Below are 18,808 nucleotides of genomic sequence, written 5' to 3'. Positions count from 1 at the left end.
CGTCCGCTGCATGAACGCCCCCACATCGCGGCCCCCGGGCGGGGTGTCCCGCCGCACCGCGCTCACCGGCCTGGCCGCGGGCGCCGGCTCCCTCGCCCTCCCGGGCACGGGCACGGCCCACGCCGCACCCGCCGCGCCCTCCCCGTCCGCGACCGCCGCCGAACCCGCACCCGGGGCGATGGAGCTCTTCGCCGACCCGGGCTTCAACTTCGCCGGGCTCCTCGCCCTCGGCGCGGCCGGGATGCGCGCCTCCGAGGTGGGCGAGGTGCTGACCGCCGTCAACGCGGTCAACGCCGCCGGCCTGTCCGAGCAGAGCTACACCGACACCTTCCGCGCCTGGGGCGACCGGCTCGCCGCACCCCCGGCCGGGGGACGGCACGGCGGGGACGTCCCCCCGCAGACCGGCCGCTTCCGCTCGCTGCGCGCCGCGCAGTACTACGCCCAGGCCCTGTTCTACGTCCTGGGCACCACCTCACCCGCCGACGAGAAGGCGGTCTACCTCGCCGGCCGCGCCGCCTGGGACGCCTTCACCCGGCTGTGCTCCCCGGCCGTCGTCCGGGCGAAGGTCCCGTACGGGGGGACGCACCTGCCGGTCTGGTTCTTCCGCCCCGACGGCCCGGCCCGGCGGCGCCCCACCGTGATCCTGACCAACGGCAGTGACGGGCAGAACGTGGACATGTGGACCTACGGGGTGTCCGCCGCTCTCGACCGGGGCTGGAACGCCCTCGTCTACGACGGCCCCGGCCAGGGGCAGCTGCTCTTCGTCGAGGAGATCCCCTTCACCACCCGCTGGGAGGAGGTGGTCGCACCGCTCGTCGACTGGCTGGTGCCCCGGGGGGACGTGGACGCCGCCCGGATCGCCCTCACGGGCCTCAGCATGGGCGGCAACCTGGTCGCCCGCGCCGCCGCCTTCGAGCACCGCCTGGCCGCCGTGGTGTGCGAGCCGGGCTGCGTCAGTCCCTGGCTGGGCTTCGACAAGGAGCTGCGCGACATCGTCACGCCGGACAAGGCGCAGACCAACCGGGTCTGGAACGAGGAGGTGCTCCCCGAGCTGCCCCCGCAGCTCGCGTTCACCGTCAAGAAGCGGTTCGAGATCTTCGACCGGCAGGCCCTGCGCCAGGCCCGTGCGGGCAAGGTGCTGACGGACCTGTGGACGCCCGCCCAGGTGGCCATCGGCCTCGACATCACGAAGCTGGTCGCCCGGATCAAGGCGCCGACGCTCGTCCTGGACTACGACTTCGAGCAGTTCTACCCGGGCCAGCCGCGGCAGATGTACGACCTGCTGCGCTCGCCGCGCGAGTACGTGAAGATGACGGAGGCCACCGGGGCACAGTTGCACTGTTCCCCGATGGCCCCGCAGCAGCACTGCGACGTCGTCTTCGACTGGCTGGACGGGACGCTCCGCCCGGACCGCTCCTAGAAGGTGAGGTTCCAGGAGTCGATCCTGCCGGTGTCGCCGCCGGCGTTGTCGTTCACCCGCAGCTTCCAGGTGCCGTTCGCGACCTCGGAGGAGGCGTTGACGGTGAAGACCTGGTTGATGTTGTCGGTGCTGCCGCCCGCACGGTTGTGGACCGTGTAGACGGAGCCGTCGGGGGCGACCAGGTCGACCTTCAGGTCACCGATGTAGGTGTGCACGATGTTCACGCCCACCTTGAGGGTGGCCGGCGCGTTGCCGGTCACTCCGGAGACGGTGATCGGGCTCTCCACGGTGGTGTTGTCGCCGATGGCGAAGTCCGCGGTGTTCTCGAAGTACTTGCCCGCGGGCGGGGTGGCGCCGACCGCCTTCAGCGCGTCGACCTGACCCTCGCCGAAGAAGGAGTTGTTCGCGGTCGTACCGGTGCAGCGGCCGTCGGCGGGGCAGGCGATGTCGTTGGCCTGGGTGGCCAGCTTGTCGCGGATCTGCGCCGGGGTGATGCCCGGGTTGGCGCTGGCGATCAGTGCCGCGACGCCCACCACGTGCGGGGTGGCCATCGAGGTGCCGCTCTTGGTGCCGTACTTGCCGCCCGGCAGCGTGGAGTAGACGTCCTGGCCCGGGGCCGCGACGTCGATGACGCCCTGGCCGAAGTTGGAGAACGAGGCCTTGGTGACGCCCGTGCCGTTCGCCGCGACGGTGACCACGCCCGGGAGTTCGGTCGGGATGTCCATGCAGGCGTTGGTGATGGTGCGGGTGACCGGGGTCGAGTCGTTCGGGCTCGCGGTGTCGGTCGTCTTGTGCGCGAGGTCGTAGTCCTCGTTGCCCGCCGCCGCGATCTGGAGCGAGCCCTTGCTCTCGGCGTACTCCTGGGCGCGCTTGACGCCCTCGATGATGGCGGCCTGGTCGATGTTGTCCGGGCAGTTGAACTGCCACGGGTCCGTGTAGTAGCTGTTGTTGGTGACCTTGAAGCCGTGGTCACCGGCCCAGACGAACCCGCAGATGGTGTTCTCGGCGAAGAAGAACGAGTTGCCCGGCTCGGCGACGCGGACCGCGGAGATCTTCACGCCCGGGGCCACGCCGACGACGCCCTTGCCGTTCTTGGCAGCGGCCACGGTGCCCGCCACGTGGGTGCCGTGGGTGTCCACGTCACGCCAGGCGCCGGTACGGGTGTCGGGCTTGCCGTAGGCGCAGGAGACCGAGTCGGCCGCGTTGAAGTTCGGGGCCAGGTCCTGGTGCTGGTCGTCGACACCGGTGTCCAGGATGCCGACCTTGACCGACGGGGAGCCGGTGGTGACGGCCCAGGCCTGGTCGGCCTTGATCTGGCTCATGTCCGCGCGGACGGGCTCGCCGGCCGCGGTGGAGGACTGCGCCGGGTTGGCGGGCAGGGCCGGGTTGTAGGCGTCGGCGGGGACGTCCGAGGTACGGGTGGCGCCCACCTGCTGCACCCCGCTGACGCCGCGCATGGTGGAGGCGAAGGTGGCGGAGGTGGAGTGGGCGACGATCACGCCGATCGCGTCGAACGACGAGAAGACCGTGCCGCCGTTGGCCGTGACGGCCGAGCGGATCGCCGTGCTGTCGCCGGGGGCGCTGATCACGAGGTAGGCACGGGTGCCGGCGGCCCAGGTCGCACTCTGGGAAGCCGGGGCCGCAGCCTTGGGGGCGGCCGCCGGAGCGGAAGCCGGGGCGGAGCCGTTCGGGTTGACGGGAGCGGTGCCGGCGATCGCGGCGGGGGCTCCGAAGGCGAGGGCGGCGCCGAGGGCGGCCGCCATCACCAGGCTACGTCGGGGTCGGCTGGATATGTGGGGTATCAATGCGTCCTCCGATGGCACAGCGGTGCTGATGGCACCTACCGGGCCGTCCGAAACAAGTGGTGGACGCAAGATGTCAGACGGGCCGCCCCGGAGGGAAGTACCTTTTAGCGCAGCAGAGTTACCGGCCGGTTGGCTGAAAATGATGCTTGGTGGGGGTTCGTCGCACCCTCGCCTCCCGGCGAAGGGGAGACCCGCCGGGCTGGGCACCGTGGGGGCGAGCCCTGCCCGGCCGGATCCCGCGGGTGCGCCGGTCAGACCGGCACGCCGTCCTCGGCCCCGGCCGACGGGCCGGCGGAGGGGGTTGCGGAGGAGTCCGCCGAGGGCGCGGGCACCGCTGCGGGCGCCCCGTCGGGGTGGGTTCCGTGTCCGTCGTCGATCAGCGTGGTCTCGTCGAAGGGCAGCCGGCCCGCGAGGACCTCGGTGGCCCGCTCCCGGTCGAACTCCTTCGTCCACGTTCCGATCAGCACGGTGGCGACCGCGTTGCCCGCGAAGTTCGTCAGGGCCCGGGCCTCGCTCATGAAGCGGTCGATGCCCACGATCAGGCCGACGCCGTCGACCAGTTCGGGCCGGTGCGACTGGAGCCCGCCGGCCAGCGTGGCCAGACCCGCCCCGGTGACCCCCGCGGCGCCCTTCGAGGCCACGATCATGAAGAGCAGCAGCGAGATCTGCTCGCCGAGCGCCAGCGGCTTGCCCATGGCCTCCGCCACGAACAGCGAGGACATCGTCAGGTAGATCGCGGTCCCGTCCAGGTTGAAGGAGTAACCGGTGGGCACGGTGATGCCGGTCACCGGCCGGGAGACGCCGAGGTGTTCCATCTTCGCGATGAGTCGCGGCAGCGCCGACTCCGAGGAGGAGGTCGACAGGATCAGCAGGAACTCCCGCCCCAGGTACCGCAGGAGGGCGAAGATGCTGACGCCCGTGCACACCCGCAGCAGGGTGCCGAGCACGACGATGACGAAGAGCAGGCAGGTGGTGTAGAAGCCGATCATGATCACGGCAAGGGACTTCAGCGCGTCGACGCCCGTCGCCCCGACCACCGCCGCGATCGCCCCGAAGGCGCCGACGGGCGCCGCCCACATGATCATCGCCAGTACCCGGAACACCAGCTTCTGCACGTGTCCGATCCCGCGCAGCACCGGCTCGCCCGCCGTGCCCATCGCCTGGAGCGCGAACCCGCACAGCAGCGCCACCAGCAGGGTCTGGAGCACCTCGCCCCCGGTGAAGGCGGACACCAGCGTCGTCGGGATGATCCCGAGCAGGAACTCGGGCGTGCTCTCGGCGCCGCCCGCCTTGGCCTGGGCCTCCCCGGCGTGCCGGACCGCCTCGGTCAGGTGGAGCCCGCTGCCGGGCTCCAGGAGGTTCCCCACGACCAGCCCGATGGCGAGGGCCACCGTCGACATGACCATGAAGTAGCCGAGGGCGAGTCCGCCGACCGCCCCCACCTTGGCGGCCTTGCGGACCGAGCCGATCCCCAGCACGATCGTGCAGAAGATCACGGGCGAGATCATCATCTTGATGAGGTTGACGAAGCCCGTGCCCAGCGGTTTGAGCTCGACGGCCACGCCGGGAGCGGCGAAGCCCACGGTGATGCCGAGCAGCACCGCGGCGATCACCGCGATGTAGAGATAGTGGGTCTTGTCGCGCCTGGCGGCCACGTCGCCTCCTGGTGGTGAATGTGTTCCGGGAGACCATGGCCCACCCTGTGACCCCGGTCACTCTTGCGTTCATTGAGTTCATGGCCCGGTGCACACTGAGCGCCATGCTCCGCTTCCCTCGACCGCCCCGCAGCCTCGCCGGCCAGCTCTTCGCCATGCAGGTGCTGCTGGTCGCCGTGGTCGTCGCCGGATGCGCGGTCTTCGCGTACGCGACCGCCCGGGGCCAGGCCGAGGACGCCGCCCGGCGCCAGGCCGGGGCCGTGGCGCGGTCCGTCGCCGACTCCCCGTCGGTGCGCGAGGCCGTCCGCGCCGGAGCGGGTGACGGCGGCCCCTCGGCCGCCCTCCAGCCCTACGCCGAGCGGGTGCGCGCCGACTCGGGCGTGGACTTCGTTACGATCATGGCCCCGGACGGGCGGCGCTGGACCCACCCCGACCCGCGCCAAATCGGCGAACGCTTCCTCGGCAACACCGCCCCCGCCCTGCGCGGCGAGACCTTCAGCGAGACCTACACCGGCACGCTCGGCCCCTCCATCCGGGTGGTCACCCCCCTCGCCGACGAGGACGGCCGGATCGTCGGCCTGGTCAGCGCGGGCATCACCGTGCGCGCCGTCAGCGACCGGCTGGCCCGGCAGCTCTTCGCCCTCGCTTGTGTGGCGGCCGGGGCGCTGGCCCTGGGCGGCGCGGGCACGTACGTGGTCAACGCGCGGCTGCGCCGCCACACGCACGGGATGAACGCCGCCGAACTGAGCCGGATGTACGACTACCACCAGGCGGCCCTGCACGGGGTCCGGGAGGGGCTGCTGATGCTCGACGGCCACCGCAGGATCACTCTCGTCAACGACGCCGGCCGCGAACTCCTCGGCCTGCGCGGGGAGATCACCGGCGCCGACGTCGCCGGCCTCGGCCTGCCCGCCCCGCTCACCGGAGCGCTGCTCGCCGACCGGCCGCGGGTCGACGAGGTCCACCTCACCGCCGACCGGGTCCTGGTGGTCAACAGCTCACCGGTGGCCGGCGGTGGCCGTCGCGGCACCGTGGTCACCCTGCGCGACCACACCGAACTCCAGGCGCTCACCGGGGAGCTGGACCACGAGAGGGGCTTCACCCAGGCGCTGAGCTCCCAGGCCCACGAGGCGGCCAACCGGCTCCACACCGTGGTCTCCCTCATCGAACTGGGCCGCAGCGAGGAGGCGGTGGAGTTCGCCACCGCGGAACTGGAGCTGGCCCAGGCCCTGACCGACGAGGTCGTCACCGCCGTCGGCGAGCCGGTGCTGGTCGCGCTGCTGCTCGGCAAGGCGGCACAGGCCCACGAGCGGGGCATAGAGCTGGTCGTCACCCCGGACAGCGGTGCGAGCCGGGCCGTGGAGGGGATGGACGGGGTCCCCGGGCTGCCGCCCGCCCGCGACCTCGTCACCCTGCTCGGCAACCTGATCGACAACGCCGTGGACGCCCTCGCGGGGGTGCCCGGAGCGCGGATCGCCGTCACCGTGCGCCAGGACGCGGACGGCCTGCTGCTGCGGGTCGCCGACAACGGTCCCGGACTGCCCGAGGGGGTGGACGTGTTCCGGCGCGGCTGGTCCGGCAAGGGGGAGGGGCGGGGCCTGGGACTGGCGCTGGTCCGCCAGGTGGCCCACCGGCACGGCGGTACCGTCGACGCGGCCTCCGGCCCGTCCGGCGGCGCGGAGTTCACCATCACCCTGCCGCTGCACCCCGACCGCACCGACTCCGCGGAACCGGCGGGGGCCGGGGAGTCGGCATCCGGAGCCGTACCCGGGGCGGGGCCGGAAGCCGCGGGGGAGCCGGGATGCGGAGCCGCGCCAGGGACGGGGCACGTTTCCGGCCGGGGCGCCGGGCCCGGTTCCGGCCGGGGCGAGGGCCCCGGTTCCGGGCGGGACGCGGAGCATGGACCCGGGCAGGCCGAGGGCCCCCATTCCGGGCGGGGCGCCGGGCCCGGCCCCGGGTCGGACGCGGGCCCCGGCCCCGGGTCGGACGCGGGCCCCGGCCCCGGGCAGGACGGGGACGGGGACGGGGGCGGTGGTGGGGCGTGGCCCCGGATTCCCCGGCAGCGGCGTGCGGGCGGTGCGGCGTGAGTGCGCCCGAGGTGCGGGTGCTGGTGGTCGAGGACGACCCCGTCGCCGCCGCGGCGCACGCCCTCTACGTCGGCCGGGTGCCCGGCTTCACGGCCGTGGCCGCCGTCCACTCCCTCGCCGAGGCCACCCGGGTGCTGGAGCGCACCCAGGTCGACCTGCTGCTCCTCGACCTCACCCTGCCGGACGGCCACGGGCTCCGCTTCGCGCGCGGGCTGCGGGCCGCCGGGCATCCCGTCGACGTGATCGCGGTGACCTCGGCCCGGGACCTGGCGGTGGTCCGCGAGAGCGTCTCCCTGGGCGTGGTGCAGTACGTACTGAAGCCCTTCGCCTTCCCGACGCTGCGCGAACGCCTGCTGCGCTACGCGGAGTTCCGCGCGTCGGCGGGCGAGGCCGCCGGGCAGGACGACGTGGACCGGGCGCTCGCCGCACTGCGCGCGCCCGGTCCGGCCGAACTGCCCAAAGGGCTCAGCGCCCCGACCCTGGACCGGGTCGCGGCGCTGCTGCGGGCGGCGCCCGACGGGCTGACCGCCGCGGGGGCGGCCGAGGCGGCCGGGATCTCGCGGATCACCGCCCGCCGGTACCTGGAGCACCTGGTGGACACCGGCCGGGCGGACCGCACCCCCCGGTACGGTCAGGTCGGCCGCCCCGAACTGCACTACCGCTGGCTGGCGGCGGCGGCCGGCTCCGTGTCGAACGTGTAGAACTTGCGGTGGTCCAGCATGTCGGCCGGGGTCACGTCGTTCCACGGCCGCATGGTGTCGCGCAGGTCGACCACGTTGGCGGTGCCTGCGGCCGGCAGGTAGGTGGACGTCGGGTGCTTCGCCTGCCAGTCGGCCCACAGCTTGTCGATGAAGGCGTGGTGCATCCAGAACACCGGGTCGTTGGGCGAGACCCCGGTGGCCATCTGGCCGCCGACCCACACGTGCACCCTGTTGTGCAGGTTGGCGCCGCGCCAGCCCTCCAGGTTGTTGCGGAAGCCGTTGGAGGAGCTGTTCCAGGGCGCCATGTCGTAGACCGGCATCGCCAGGACGGCGTCCACCTCGGCCTTGGTCGGCAGCTGGGCGACGCCCTCGCCGAGCGCGCGCCGCAGGTAGTTGCGCCCGTCGACGCGTACGGCTACCTCCCACTTGCCCGTCGCGTACGCGAAGGGTCCGTCCATGACCTGGCCGTCGCGGGCCCGGCCGGTGCCGCCGAGGAAGTCGGCCGCCCAGAGGGAGGAGCGGGTGGTGCGGTCGGCGGTCCAGTCCCAGTAGGGGATCGACACGCTCGCGTCCACCGCCTGAAGAGCCGCCTCGAACTCCAGGAGAAAGCGGCGGTGCCAGGGGAGGAAGGAGGGGGAGCGGTGGCCGACGCGGTCGCCCGAGTCGGTGTCGCTCATGATGAAGCCGTTGTGGGTGGTGACGAACCGGTCGTAGCGGCCCGTTCGCTTCAGTTCGAGCAGCGCGTTGGTGAAGGCGCGCTTCTCCTCGGGCGTGAGCGCGGCCTGGTTCTTGCGGACGGTCATGCCATGCCCCCCATCTGCATCGGGGCGAGCTGCGAGCCCTGGAGCTCGCGCACCGCGGCACGGGCCAGCGAGGTGGGGTCGGCGAAGGTCTCGTAGTGGTTGACGACGCTGATCCAGGTGCCGTCCGCGTTCTGCATCACGTGCAGTTCGCGGCCGTCTATCTTCACGGTCGGCAGACCGGGGGAGTGGTGGCCGCCGTGGTGGCCGCCCCCCGTGCCGGGGGCTATCTGGATCCGGCGGCCCTGGTACACCTCGTCGACGGTGCCGGCCGGGGTGGTGGCCGCACGGGAGTCGGTGGCGGCGGCGTGCGCGGTGGCGCCTGCGATGCCGAGGACGGTGAGTGCGCCGGCAGTGGTGCCCAAGGCCTGCCGACGGGTGATCTTGTTCATGGCCGAAGAACTACCAGGGCCAGGGGGGCAGTTGGCCGCTATCCGGACATCGGCGGATAAGTTGTATGTAGAACAAATGAAATGATCTTCCCGTCCGGCCCGGCTCCGATGGTCGGGACGGGAAGATCTGTGGAAGAAATGCTACCGGACGGTAATTTTTTCGGTCCTGCGGGGTGACTATGGAGGGGATCACACTCCGGAGTCGGCCGGAAGCTGCGGGTCGCGCCGCATTTTCCTCAAGCGTCTCCCCAGGAGCGCCGAAGCCGACTTCGTCAAGATCTGCCCCTTATAGTCCCGATATGGCTCTTCATGAGACGAAGGACGCGCGTGCCCGGGACGCCGATACGGACGTGTTCACGTCCGCCCTCAGCGGCCAGATCCTCCCGAAGTACCGGATGCCCGAGGACCACTCGCCCTCCGAGGTGGTCTACTCGCTGCTCCACAACGAGCTGCTCCTCGACGGCAACGCCGCCCAGAACCTGGCCACCTTCTGCACCACCTGGTCGGACGACGGCGTGCACCGCCTGATGAACGAGTGCCTCGACAAGAACATGATCGACAAGGACGAGTACCCGCAGACGGCCGAGATCGAGGCCCGCTGCGTCAACATCCTGGCCGACCTCTGGAACGCCCCGAAGGGCACCTCCGGCACCGGCTGCTCCACCACCGGCTCCAGCGAGGCCGCCATGCTCGGCGGCCTCGCCCTCAAATGGCGCTGGCGGGCCCGCCGCCGGGCGGAGGGCAAACCGGCCGACCGGCCCAACCTGGTCTGCGGCCCGGTACAGATCTGCTGGGAGAAGTTCGCCCGCTACTTCGACGTCGAGCTCCGGCAGGTCCCCCTGGAGCCCGGCGCGACCGGCCTGGTCCCCCACCAGCTCGCCGCCCACGTCGACGAGAACACCATCGGGGTCGTCGCCATCCTCGGCGTCACCTACACCTGCGACTACGAACCCGTCGCCGAGATCGCCGCCGAGCTCGACCGGATCCAGGAGGAGCACGGCTGGGACATCCCCGTCCACGTGGACGCCGCGAGCGGCGGCTTCGTCGCCCCCTTCCTCCACCCCGACGTGGTGTGGGACTTCCGGCTGCCGCGCGTGGCCTCGGTCAACACCTCCGGGCACAAGTACGGGCTCGCCCCGCTCGGCGTCGGCTGGATCGTCTGGCGCACCGCCGAGCTGCTCCCCGCCGACCTCGTCTTCGACGTGGACTACCTCGGCGGCGACATGCCGACCTTCGCCCTCAACTTCTCCCGCCCCGGCGGAGAGGTCATCGCCCAGTACTACCTCTTCCTGCGGCTGGGCCGCGGCGGCTACCGGCGCGTCCAGCAGGCCTGCGCCGACACCGCCCAGTACCTGGCCGGCGAGATCGCCGGCATGGGCCCCTTCACCCTGCTCTACGACGGCCAGGGCGGGCTGCCCGCCGTCTCGTACACGCTCGCCGACCCGGCCGGCGCCGGGTTCACCCTCTACGACCTCTCCGACCGGCTGCGGATGCGCGGCTGGCAGGTGCCCACGTACCCGCTCCCGGCGGACCGTCAGGACACCGTCATGCAGCGCGTCCTGATCCGGCACGGGGTGACCCGCGACCAGATCGCCCTGCTCGTCAGCGACCTGCGGGCGGCCGTCGAACACCTCGCCGCCCACCCGCAGCCGGTCCCCGCCACCGAACCCCGGTCGGGCTTCCACCACTGACCGCCCCCGGTCACCCACCGGTACGGGACCAGCGCATCCCCAGGGCCGTCAGCGCGGCGGCCCGCTCCGGCGGCAGCTTCGCCGCCCGGGAGCGCTGGTTGGCGATCCACACCCCGAGCCTCAGCTCCTGGTCCCCCCACCGCTCCACGTGCGGGCGGGGGACCACCAGGTGCCCCTCGCGGGCGTGGAACCGCCGGGCCGCCTCCAGGTACCCGGACCAGGCGGACGCATGGCTGCGGCGCGGGGGCGGACGCTCCGCCTCCGGCGCGGGCGCCAGCCCCAGGGCGTGCTCCAGCAGCCAGCGCTGCGACCACGCCAGCCGCTCCCACCCCAGCCGCTGGGCGCGCACCCATGCGCCGAGGTCCTCGCCCTGCACCAGCACCCGGCCGGGAACCGGCGGAACCTGCCCGCCCGCGTCCAGGTGCGTCCGGGTCAGGTGGAAGGCCCGCTGCCAGCCGATGTCCCAGACGGGACACCACGAGGGGTCGATCCGGTCCAGGGCCTCACGGCGCTCCTCCGGCAGCGCCCCCGGCCCCTCCCGGCGCGCGGCGGCCCGGTTGTTCTTCATCCACACCCCGACGGGCGCCCCGTGCCAGGTGGCGTCCACCGGCGGCAGCAGGTGCCCGTGCTCGGCGGCCCAGGCCCGCGCCGCCGCCAGCCCCTCCTCGAAGGCCACGTCGAAATGGCTCCACACCATGCCGAGTTCGTCCAGCTCCCGCATCCGCTCGCGGCCCAGCGCGCCCCGGCGGTAGGTGCGCCGCGCGTCCGCGACCCACTGCCCCAGCGGGAACCCCGCCAGGGCCGGCGGCCACTGTCCGCCGGACTCCGGCACCCGGTAGGCGAACGGCACCCGCAGGTCCCCGGCCGTCGCCGCGTAGATCCGCGCCGCCTCCGCCCCGCGCCGCCACCGCGTGTGCTCCGGGTTGAGCACCCGCAGCCGGATGAAGGCCGCCAGCAGCGCCGGATCCCGGGGCGTGGAGAAGCTCAGCAGCGCCGCGGCGCCCGGCCCGGGCCCCCCGGTGCTCCCGGCCGCACCGGCCGCCGACGCGGGGCGGCCCGGTGCCTGGGGCTGGGCCAGGGCCTCCACCAGGCGTGAATCGTGCGCCCTCAGCGCCTCCAGGAGCCGCGCGAGGTCCCCGTAGGCCCGTGAGGTCAGCATCGTCTCGGGGGACTCCCCGGGGGCCAGCAGCACCGGCACCACCAGCGAGGCGACCTTCCCCTCGCCGGGCCGGATCCGCAGCGCCCGGCCCACGGCCTGCACCAGGTCCGGCATGGAACCCCGTACGTCGGCCCAGAACACGGAGTCGCACTCCTTGGTGTCGACACCCTCGCCCAGCACCCGGACGCTGCCCAGGAAGGCCTTCTCCGCGACCCGGTCCGCGGCGAACGCCTCCAGCACGCGCCGCCGGTGGGCCGCCGTGTGCTGCCCGCACAGCCAGTCCGCCCACACCGTGCGCGGGTACGCCGGCAGCGCCGACCGGCTCGCGGCCCGCATCCGCGCCGCGACCGCAGGCAGCCCCGCCGCGAAGGCCTCGGCCTCCTTGGTCAGATGGTGGAACACCAGCGTCCGCCGGAACCCCTGGTCGGCCGCGGCCTTCACCAGCGCCGCCTGGAGCGCCGCCAGCCGGATCCCGCGCACCCGGTCCGAACGGCCGTCCGCGCCCAGCAGCACCGCCGAGCGGAAACCCGGGTCGCTGACGTCCACGCACACCACCCGGTACGGGGCGCAGATGCCCCGGTCGATGGCCTCCGACAGGGACAGCGTGTAGCAGCGGGCGCCGAACGGCCCCTCCGGATCGTCCTCCATCGAGGCCACCAGCTCGCCCCGGCCGCGGGGCCCGCCGGCCCCCCGGGCGCGCGGCCCCTCCTCCCCGTACTCGCCCTCGGCCCCCTCGGCTTCCGGCTCCTCCCCGTCCCGCCACACGCGGGGGGTGGCCGTCATGTACAGCCGACGGGCCGAGGGGATGCGCGCGTTGTCGTGGACCACCGCCCAGGGCTTGCCGATCCGCCCCGACGTGCGGTGCGCCTCGTCGACCACGATCAGGTCCCAGGGCGGCAGACCCGCCAGGTGCGCCCGCTCCACGGTGCCCTGGCCCAGTGAGGCGTACGTGGCGAACACGGTCATCCGCTCCACCGGCCCGGCGCCCCAGCGTGCCAGTCGGCCCGGATCGGTGGTGGTCGGCAGCCCCGCGTCCTCGCCGCGCAGCGAGCACACCGCCAGGGCGCGGCCGGTCCGGCCGCCCGCCCGCCAGGCGGACACGGTCTGCACCAGCAGGTCGAGCGAGGGCACCAGGACGAGCACCCGCCCCGCCCGCAACTCCTCGGCGGAGCGCACGGCGACCAGGGACTTGCCCGACCCGGTCGCCATGATCACCTGGGTGCGCAGACCCCGCCCGGGGAGCCGGCCGTCCGCCGGGGGCTCCAGGGCGCGCACGACGGCGTCGACCGCCTCGCGCTGATGCGCCCGCAACTGCGGCTTCGCCATCCGAATCGTCACCCCGCCCCCTGTGATCTGCCCGTTCTGTTCCAGGCCCTATCTTGCCCGGATTCTGAGACAAACAGGGGATGGGGGGAGGTCCGGACGGGTCGGGCCCGGCACGCGGACCGGGTGGTCACCCGGGGCGGCCGGTCACATGCGGGCGCCGAAGTTCTGCGTCCACCAGGGGCCGCCCGCACCCGGGCGCATGCCGACACCTATGTCCTTGAAGGAGCAGTTCAGGATGTTGGCCCGGTGACCCGGGCTCTTCATCCAGGAGTCCATCACGTCCTGCGCCGTCTGCTGGCCCATCGCGATGTTCTCCCCGTACGTCGACCAGCGGTACCCGGCCGCCGTCGTCCGCGTTCCCGGGTCACCCCCGTCGGGGTCGGTGTGCGAGAAGTAGTTCCGCTGCGCCATGTCGTCCGAATGCCCCTGCGCCGCGGAACGCAGCTGCGCGTCCTCCTTGAGCGGCCCGCAGCCCGCCGCCGCCCGCTCGGAGTTGACCAGGGCGATGACCTGCCCCGCCACCCCCGCGGGGGCGGGCGCCGGAGCCGGGGCGGGCGGGCGCGGGGCACTGGTCTTCGGCTGCGTGGGCGCGGGGGCCTTCGACGAGCTGGTGGAAGGCGAGGGCGAGGCCGAAGCGGAAGCGGACGCCGAAGGCGAGGGAGACGCCGAAGCGGAGGGCGAGGGCGAGGCCGACGCGGAGGGTGCCCCCGCGTTCGCGTCGGGGGCCGACAGCGCGGCCAGCGGGGACGCGGACGCGCCGCCGCCCGCCTCCACGCCCCGCTTGCCGGGCAGCGAGCCGAGGTAGACCAGGCCACCGCCCGCCACGCACGCGGCGACCACCGCCCCGCCGATCGCCCGGCGCCGGTTCTGCCGCTTCCTGCGCTGCGCCCCGCGGCCGGCGTCCGCACCGGAGCCCGCGTCGCCCGTGTCGCCGCCCTTGCGGCGCGCCGCCCGGCCCGGTCCGGACACCACCGGGGCGAGCTGGGTCTCCGCCCCCGCGAAGGCCGCGCCCGCCGGGGTGAACGCCGCCGCGCCGGCGACGGCCGACCGTACGCCCGCCAGGAGCGCCGCCGTCACCGGGACCAGCGCCAGACCGGCCAGCAGCCCCTCCGCCGGGACCAGACCGTTCCACAGCCCCGAGCAGCGCAGGCACTCCCGGGCGTGCCGGGCTATCCGCTTGCGCCACAGGGCGGAGGGCCGCCCGTCCCAGGTGCCCGTCATCGCCCGCAGCCCCTCGCAGGGCGGCTGCGCCTCCAGCGCCCGCTCCACCACCCGGGCCGACTCCAGCTGCGCCTTCATCCGCTGGACCCGCACCGCCGCGTGCTGCGGGGTCAGCTCCAGCGCCGCGGCCATCTCGGCCCGGGTGACCTCCCCGGCGCACTCCAGCCACCACAGCGACAGCAGCGCCCGGTCGTCGGGCTCCAGCCAGCGCGTGGCGCGGGCGGTCTCGCGCCGCTGCCCCGACAGGTGGAGCCGGGTGACGGTCAGGTCGGCGAAGTCGGCGCCGGGGTCGGCGAGGTCCCCGGCCTCCTCCAGGCCGCTCTGCCCGGGGCCGTTCTGGCGGGACTGCCAGTGCGCCCGCACCCGGTTCATCGTGATCGCCACCAACCAGGACCGGAAGCTCTCGTCCGCACGCAGGTCGCCCAGCCCGTCGAGCGCGCGCAGCATCGTGTCCTGTACGACGTCGTCCACGTCGCACGACCCGTTCAGGGCGCGTCCGACGATGTTGTAGACGAGCGGCAGGTGGGTGCTGACGAGCTCGTCCTGGGCGCGGGGGTCGCCCGCGCGGGCCGCTGCCACCAGCGCTGCCGTGTGCTGTGTACTCATGTGAAAAGTCCCTGTCCGTACCGGCGGTCGATGATGCCCAATAACTGGGAGACCGTCGAGTGGGGCCCCGATAACACTTATCCGGAAGAAGTTTCCGGGAAAGTTCCCGGAGCCGCTCCGCGCGCGCGGCCGGACGGCTCAGAGCAGCGGGGCCAGCGCCTTCGCGGCCGCCCGCAGGGCGGGCGCGTACCCCTCGGCCTCCTGACGGGAGACCAGGAAGGTGACGGTGGTGACGGAGACCCCGCCGAGCGGCCGGCCGTCCGGTCCGGGGACGGCCACCCCGGCGCAGCGGATCGACGGCTCGTTCTCCTCGTCGTCCACGGCGAACCCCCGCGCGCGCACCGCCGCGAGTTCCGCCTCCAGTTCCGCCGCCGTGGTCAGCGTCCTCGGGGTGCGGCGCGGCAGGCCGGCCGAGGCGACCAGGGCCCGGACCTCCTCCGGCGGCAGCAGGGCCAGGACGCTCTTGCCGATCGCCGTGGTGTGCAGGGGCATCCGCGTGCCGACGCGCGAGGCCGTCCGGAAGGGCTGGTCTGCCTCCAGCTTGCGGACGTAGGTGATGGTCTCCCCGGTGTGCAGGGCCAGGTGCACCGTCTGGCCGGTCTCCCGGCGCAGTTCGCGCAGCACCTCGTCGACGCCGGCCGGCTCCGCGGCGCGGACCAGGGCCGACAGCCCGTGCAGCCGGGGGCCGGTTCCGTAGCGCCCGTCGCCCTCCGCGCGGACGAAGCCCTGCTCGGCCAGGGCGGCCAGGATCCGGAAGGTGCTCGACTTCGGTACCGCCGCCGCCGTCATGACGTCGGTGAGGCGGTGCGGGCCGCCCGGCGCGGCCACGGCCTCCAGGATCCGCAGGGACTTCTCCAGGGCGGACCCCGCGGCCGAGGTACGGCCTGCGCGCACCGGCCCGGGCGCCTCGGCGGCGGCCCCCGTCACGTCCTCGGATCCACGGCCGGGCACTTGCTCCGTTGACACGTCATCTCCCCGCATGGGTAAGGTCTGGACCACCAAGTTCCGCCACACGATACCTCGTTCCACTACGTGGAACACATCGGAGGGTGCTTTGTCCTGTCATCCGTACGCGGTGATGGCCGCCCAGCGCCTGCTGCCGGTACTGCGCAACACCGGCGCGGACGAGGCCGTCCGGGCCGCCACGGACCTGCTCGCCGCCGGCTGCCGCGCCGTGGAGCTCACCACCTCCACCCCCGGCTGGGCCTCGGCCGTCGCCCGCACCGCCGCGCTCACCGACGCCCGCGGGCGGCGCGCGCTGATCGGCGTGGGCACCGTCACCACCGGCGCGCAGGCCGAGGAGGCGCTCGACGCCGGCGCCGGATTCCTGGTCTCCCCCTACCCGGCCCCCGCGGTCCGCGAGGTCGCCCGGCGGCGCGCGGCGGTGTTCGTCGAGGGCGGGTTCACCCCCGGCGAGATCGCCACCGCCGCCCGGTCCGCCGGCGCCGCGAAGGTCTTCCCCGCGCACGTGGGCGGCCCGGACTTCCTTCGCTCCCTCAAGGCGGTCCTCCCCGACGCCCTGCTCATACCGACCGGCGGCATCCGGCCCGACGAGGTCCGCACCTGGCTCGCGGCGGGCGCGGGCGCCGTCGGCATCGGCAGCGGCCTGCCCGCCGAACCGGCCCGGCTGGCGGCACTCTTCGCAGAACTGGCGGGACCGTGCTGCGAGGCGTGCGGGGAGGACCCCGGCGGGCCCGGCGGCGGGGTGCGCTGACGATGGCCGCCGCATCCCGCCCGTACGACGTCCTGGTGCTGGGCGAGGTCCTGGTCGAGATCCAGGCCGGCACCGCCCTGCGCGCGACCGCCGACGGAACCGACGCCCGCATCTCCTTCTCCGGCGACGCCCTCAACGCCGCGGCCGCCGCGGCGGCGGCCGGGGCGCGCACCGCCCTCCTCGCGGTCGTCGGCGACGACGAACTCGGCGGCCCGCTGCTGCGCCGCGCCGCCGAACTCGGGATCGACGTCTCCCACGTCCACCGCGCCCCCCGCCCCAACGGCGCCTACCTGGTCGGCGCCGACACCGAGGGGGAGCGGGAGTTCGTCTACTGGCGCACCCGCAGCGCCGGTTCCACTCTCTCCCCGGCCCACACCGGGGCCTGGCGGGAACTGCTGTCCGGCGCCGGGGCGCTCATCACCAGCGGGATCACCGGCGCGCTCTCACCGAGCGCCCGGGAGGCCGTACTGGACGCCGCCCGCACCGTGCACGCGGCCGGCGGGCACCTCACGTACGACCCCAACCACCGCCCCCGGCTGACCGGGCGCGACGGGGCCCGGGAGCTGCTGGCCCGGATCGCGCCGATGACCGGGCTGCTCAAGACCTCCTGCCCGGCCGACGCGGTCGCGCTGGTGGACACCGCCGACCCGAGGGCCGCGGCGGCTCGCTACCGGGCGCTGGGGGCCCGCGCCGTGGCCGTCACCTGCGGCTCCGGGCGGCTGTTGCTGGACGACGGCGCCCGCGTGGCCCGCTTCCCGGTGCCGCCCAACCCGGCGCCCATCGACGCGACCGGCGCCGGGGACTGTTTCACCGGCACGGCCACGGCCCGGATCGTCCTGGGAGACACCCTGGCGCGGGCGGTTGCCCACGGGGTGGCGGCCGCCTCCCTCTCGGTCTCGGGGCGCGGGGGCACCGGCTGCGTACCGGCCTTCGCGGACACGGCCGCGCTGGCGGCTACGGTCCGTCCGGGTACGGAACCGGGTCCGTGATCCAGCCCGCCGCGAGGACCAGGCGCGAGGTGCGGTGGACGGCCAGGAATCCGAAGGGCCGGTCGAAGGCCACCTTCGCCCCGCGGGTCCGGTAGCGCCGGCCCGGCGCCGCGGAGCCCGGCGCGGCGGCGATCGCCGTCACCGCGGCGGCCTCGAACCCGAGCGCGTGGAAGCGGGCCACCGCGGCCTGCCGGGCCGAGCCCACCGCGAGCGGCTCCGGGCCGATTCCGGGGAAGTGGCCGCGGCCGCTGTCCGAGGCCGTCTCCAGGCCGAACACCCCGGCCCGCTCCAGGAGGTCGTGCTCCGCGCGCACCTCGAAGGCGGCCGTCTCGATGAAGAGCCGGGGCTCGGGGGACGCGCAGACCGCCGTGCCGACGCGCAGGCCGGGGCCGGGAGCGCCGTTCGGGAGCAGGCTCACGCCGGTGGCGGGGAGGGCGTGGGTGACCGCCCCGATGCCGGTGGTGAGCACCTCCCCGGGGGTGGCCCGCGGCTCGCCCAGCACGAGGTGGACGTCGACCCCGGCGTCCCCCACCACCTCCAGCAGGGTGACCGCCCCGCCGGGCCCCCGGGCCACCCCCACCCGGTCCAGCAGGGTCGTGTCGCGGCGCAGCACGCGCAGGGGCCGTCCGGTCCACGGGCCCTCGTGCGGCTCTCCGTACCCCTCGCGGAACGGCTGGATCCACCTCAGCCGCAGCGCGAGCGCCGAGGCCAGCAGCAGCCGCACCCGGTCCGGCCCCTCGGGCAGCGCGACCGGCATCCGCTCGATCTCGCCGTCGGTGCGTTCGCGGGTCCAGCCGTCCAGCGCCTCACGGTCGCGGTCCGGGTCCCCGCTCAGCGTGCCCCGCGTGCCGGGCGGGAGCCCCGCCGACCAGCCGGGTTCCAGGGCCAGGTCCTCGCGGGTCCACAGCCCGGTCGCCGACCGCAGCCCCCGTACGGCTCCCAGCCCGGCCAGCAGTTCCCGCGCGGCCCGCGCCGCGTCCCCGGCGGGTATGCCGAGCGCCTCGGCCAGCTCCGTCCGGGCCGGGCCGCCGGCGCCGTCCGCGAGGAGGGCGAGCAGCGGCCAGAGCCCGGCCGCGGTGAAGACGGTGGCCGCCTCCGCGGCCGGGGCGGCGGCCGCCCAGCGTTCCGTGAGCCGGTTGACCGCGCGTACCGTCGAGTTCCTCATGGGCGCGAGGGTACGTGGGGGGCGCCGCCGGGCCGGAACGGTTTTCCTCGGCCCGGCGGCGCCGGTCGGGGGACCGG

General features: G+C 74.5%; 14 protein-coding genes. 6 read left to right on the top strand and 8 right to left on the bottom strand.

The genetic code is table 11. The features are described from left to right. Nucleotides 1-10 precede the first annotated feature (10 nt). A complete protein-coding gene (locus SLAV_RS04465) occupies nucleotides 11-1,420 on the top strand; it encodes an alpha/beta hydrolase family protein (protein WP_030229771.1) in 1,410 nt (469 codons plus the stop codon). On the opposite strand, the gene SLAV_RS04460 is transcribed toward SLAV_RS04465, so the two are convergent. Both SLAV_RS04460 and SLAV_RS04455 read right to left on the bottom strand, forming a co-directional pair. Continuing rightward, nucleotides 1,417-3,186, bottom strand: coding sequence for a S8 family peptidase (locus SLAV_RS04460; RefSeq protein ID WP_030229772.1), 1,770 nt, complete (start codon nucleotides 3,184-3,186; stop codon nucleotides 1,417-1,419). The genes SLAV_RS04465 and SLAV_RS04460 overlap by 4 nt on opposite strands. 290 nt (nucleotides 3,187-3,476) lie before the next feature. Beyond that, nucleotides 3,477-4,880 carry a cation:dicarboxylate symporter family transporter gene (locus SLAV_RS04455; RefSeq protein ID WP_051840839.1) on the bottom strand — a complete coding sequence of 468 codons (1,404 nt, stop codon included), beginning with the start codon at nucleotides 4,878-4,880 and terminating at the stop codon, nucleotides 3,477-3,479. 155 nt (nucleotides 4,881-5,035) lie between these two features. On the opposite strand from SLAV_RS04455, the gene SLAV_RS04450 reads away from it, so the two are divergent. Together SLAV_RS04450 and SLAV_RS04445 are read left to right on the top strand one after the other, a co-directional pair. Continuing rightward, on the top strand, nucleotides 5,036-6,967 hold the full coding sequence (locus SLAV_RS04450; RefSeq protein WP_078950312.1) for a sensor histidine kinase: 1,932 nt from the start codon (nucleotides 5,036-5,038) through the stop codon (nucleotides 6,965-6,967). After that, a complete protein-coding gene (locus SLAV_RS04445) occupies nucleotides 6,964-7,668 on the top strand; it encodes a response regulator (protein WP_037687226.1) in 705 nt (234 codons plus the stop codon). The genes SLAV_RS04450 and SLAV_RS04445 overlap by 4 nt, the downstream gene beginning before the upstream one ends. Here SLAV_RS04445 and melC2 read toward each other — a convergent pair. Both melC2 and melC1 read right to left on the bottom strand, forming a co-directional pair. After that, entirely contained in the window at nucleotides 7,623-8,471 is an 849-nt protein-coding gene (gene melC2, locus SLAV_RS04440; protein ID WP_030229776.1) for a tyrosinase MelC2, read from the bottom strand. The genes SLAV_RS04445 and melC2 overlap by 46 nt on opposite strands. Beyond that, on the bottom strand, nucleotides 8,468-8,860 hold the full coding sequence (melC1, locus tag SLAV_RS04435) for an apotyrosinase chaperone MelC1 (RefSeq protein ID WP_030229777.1): 393 nt from the start codon (nucleotides 8,858-8,860) through the stop codon (nucleotides 8,468-8,470). Before melC1 ends, melC2 begins: the two co-directional genes overlap by 4 nt. 299 nt (nucleotides 8,861-9,159) lie before the next feature. Here melC1 and gad point away from each other — a divergent pair, with 299 nt between their 5' ends. After that, complete coding sequence (gene gad, locus SLAV_RS04430) at nucleotides 9,160-10,551, top strand: glutamate decarboxylase (RefSeq protein ID WP_030229778.1); 1,392 nt, start codon at nucleotides 9,160-9,162, stop codon at nucleotides 10,549-10,551. Between the two features lie 10 nt (nucleotides 10,552-10,561). Here the strand turns inward: gad and SLAV_RS04425 are convergent, their stop codons facing one another. The 3 genes from SLAV_RS04425 to SLAV_RS04415 all read right to left on the bottom strand — a co-directional run bounded on the left by SLAV_RS04425 (nucleotide 10,562) and on the right by SLAV_RS04415 (nucleotide 15,829). Further along, entirely contained in the window at nucleotides 10,562-13,048 is a 2,487-nt protein-coding gene (locus tag SLAV_RS04425) for a DEAD/DEAH box helicase (RefSeq protein WP_394298617.1), read from the bottom strand. Nucleotides 13,049-13,180: 132 nt separating this feature from the next. Beyond that, the gene (locus tag SLAV_RS04420) at nucleotides 13,181-14,863 is read right to left on the bottom strand and encodes a sigma-70 family RNA polymerase sigma factor (protein ID WP_030229780.1); all 1,683 of its coding nucleotides are present in this window, start codon (nucleotides 14,861-14,863) and stop codon (nucleotides 13,181-13,183) included. 138 nt (nucleotides 14,864-15,001) lie between these two features. Beyond that, entirely contained in the window at nucleotides 15,002-15,829 is an 828-nt protein-coding gene (locus tag SLAV_RS04415; RefSeq protein ID WP_158740641.1) for an IclR family transcriptional regulator, read from the bottom strand. Nucleotides 15,830-15,917: 88 nt separating this feature from the next. On the opposite strand from SLAV_RS04415, the gene SLAV_RS04410 reads away from it, so the two are divergent. After that, entirely contained in the window at nucleotides 15,918-16,577 is a 660-nt protein-coding gene (locus SLAV_RS04410) for a bifunctional 4-hydroxy-2-oxoglutarate aldolase/2-dehydro-3-deoxy-phosphogluconate aldolase (protein WP_234333570.1), read from the top strand. Between the two features lie 2 nt (nucleotides 16,578-16,579). Continuing rightward, nucleotides 16,580-17,566 (top strand): PfkB family carbohydrate kinase, encoded by a 987-nt coding sequence (locus SLAV_RS04405; RefSeq protein ID WP_037687229.1) that lies wholly within the window; start codon nucleotides 16,580-16,582, stop codon nucleotides 17,564-17,566. Here the strand turns inward: SLAV_RS04405 and SLAV_RS04400 are convergent. Next, the gene (locus SLAV_RS04400) at nucleotides 17,532-18,731 is read right to left on the bottom strand and encodes a serpin family protein (protein WP_030229784.1); all 1,200 of its coding nucleotides are present in this window, start codon (nucleotides 18,729-18,731) and stop codon (nucleotides 17,532-17,534) included. The two genes, SLAV_RS04405 and SLAV_RS04400, sit on opposite strands and share 35 nt — an antisense overlap. Nucleotides 18,732-18,808: the final 77 nt, after the last annotated feature.

The sequence above is a fragment of the Streptomyces lavendulae subsp. lavendulae genome (genome assembly GCF_002803845.1).
GTDB classification, from domain to species: Bacteria; Actinomycetota; Actinomycetes; order Streptomycetales; family Streptomycetaceae; genus Streptomyces; species Streptomyces lavendulae.
This window is presented reverse-complemented; position numbering and strand designations above follow the sequence as displayed.

Excerpts from the sequence above, each read along its gene's own strand:
- SLAV_RS04405 (WP_037687229.1), top strand. The coding sequence starts at position 16,580 with ATGGCCGCCGCATCCCGCCCGTACGACGTCCTGGTGCTGGGCGAGGTC.
- melC2 (WP_030229776.1), bottom strand. The coding sequence starts at position 8,471 with ATGACCGTCCGCAAGAACCAGGCCGCGCTCACGCCCGAGGAGAAGCGC.
- SLAV_RS04420 (WP_030229780.1), bottom strand. The coding sequence starts at position 14,863 with ATGAGTACACAGCACACGGCAGCGCTGGTGGCAGCGGCCCGCGCGGGC.
- SLAV_RS04400 (WP_030229784.1), bottom strand. The coding sequence starts at position 18,731 with ATGAGGAACTCGACGGTACGCGCGGTCAACCGGCTCACGGAACGCTGG.
- gad (WP_030229778.1), top strand. The coding sequence starts at position 9,160 with ATGGCTCTTCATGAGACGAAGGACGCGCGTGCCCGGGACGCCGATACG.
- SLAV_RS04465 (WP_030229771.1), top strand. The coding sequence starts at position 11 with ATGAACGCCCCCACATCGCGGCCCCCGGGCGGGGTGTCCCGCCGCACC.
- SLAV_RS04450 (WP_078950312.1), top strand. The coding sequence starts at position 5,036 with ATGCAGGTGCTGCTGGTCGCCGTGGTCGTCGCCGGATGCGCGGTCTTC.
- melC1 (WP_030229777.1), bottom strand. The coding sequence starts at position 8,860 with ATGAACAAGATCACCCGTCGGCAGGCCTTGGGCACCACTGCCGGCGCA.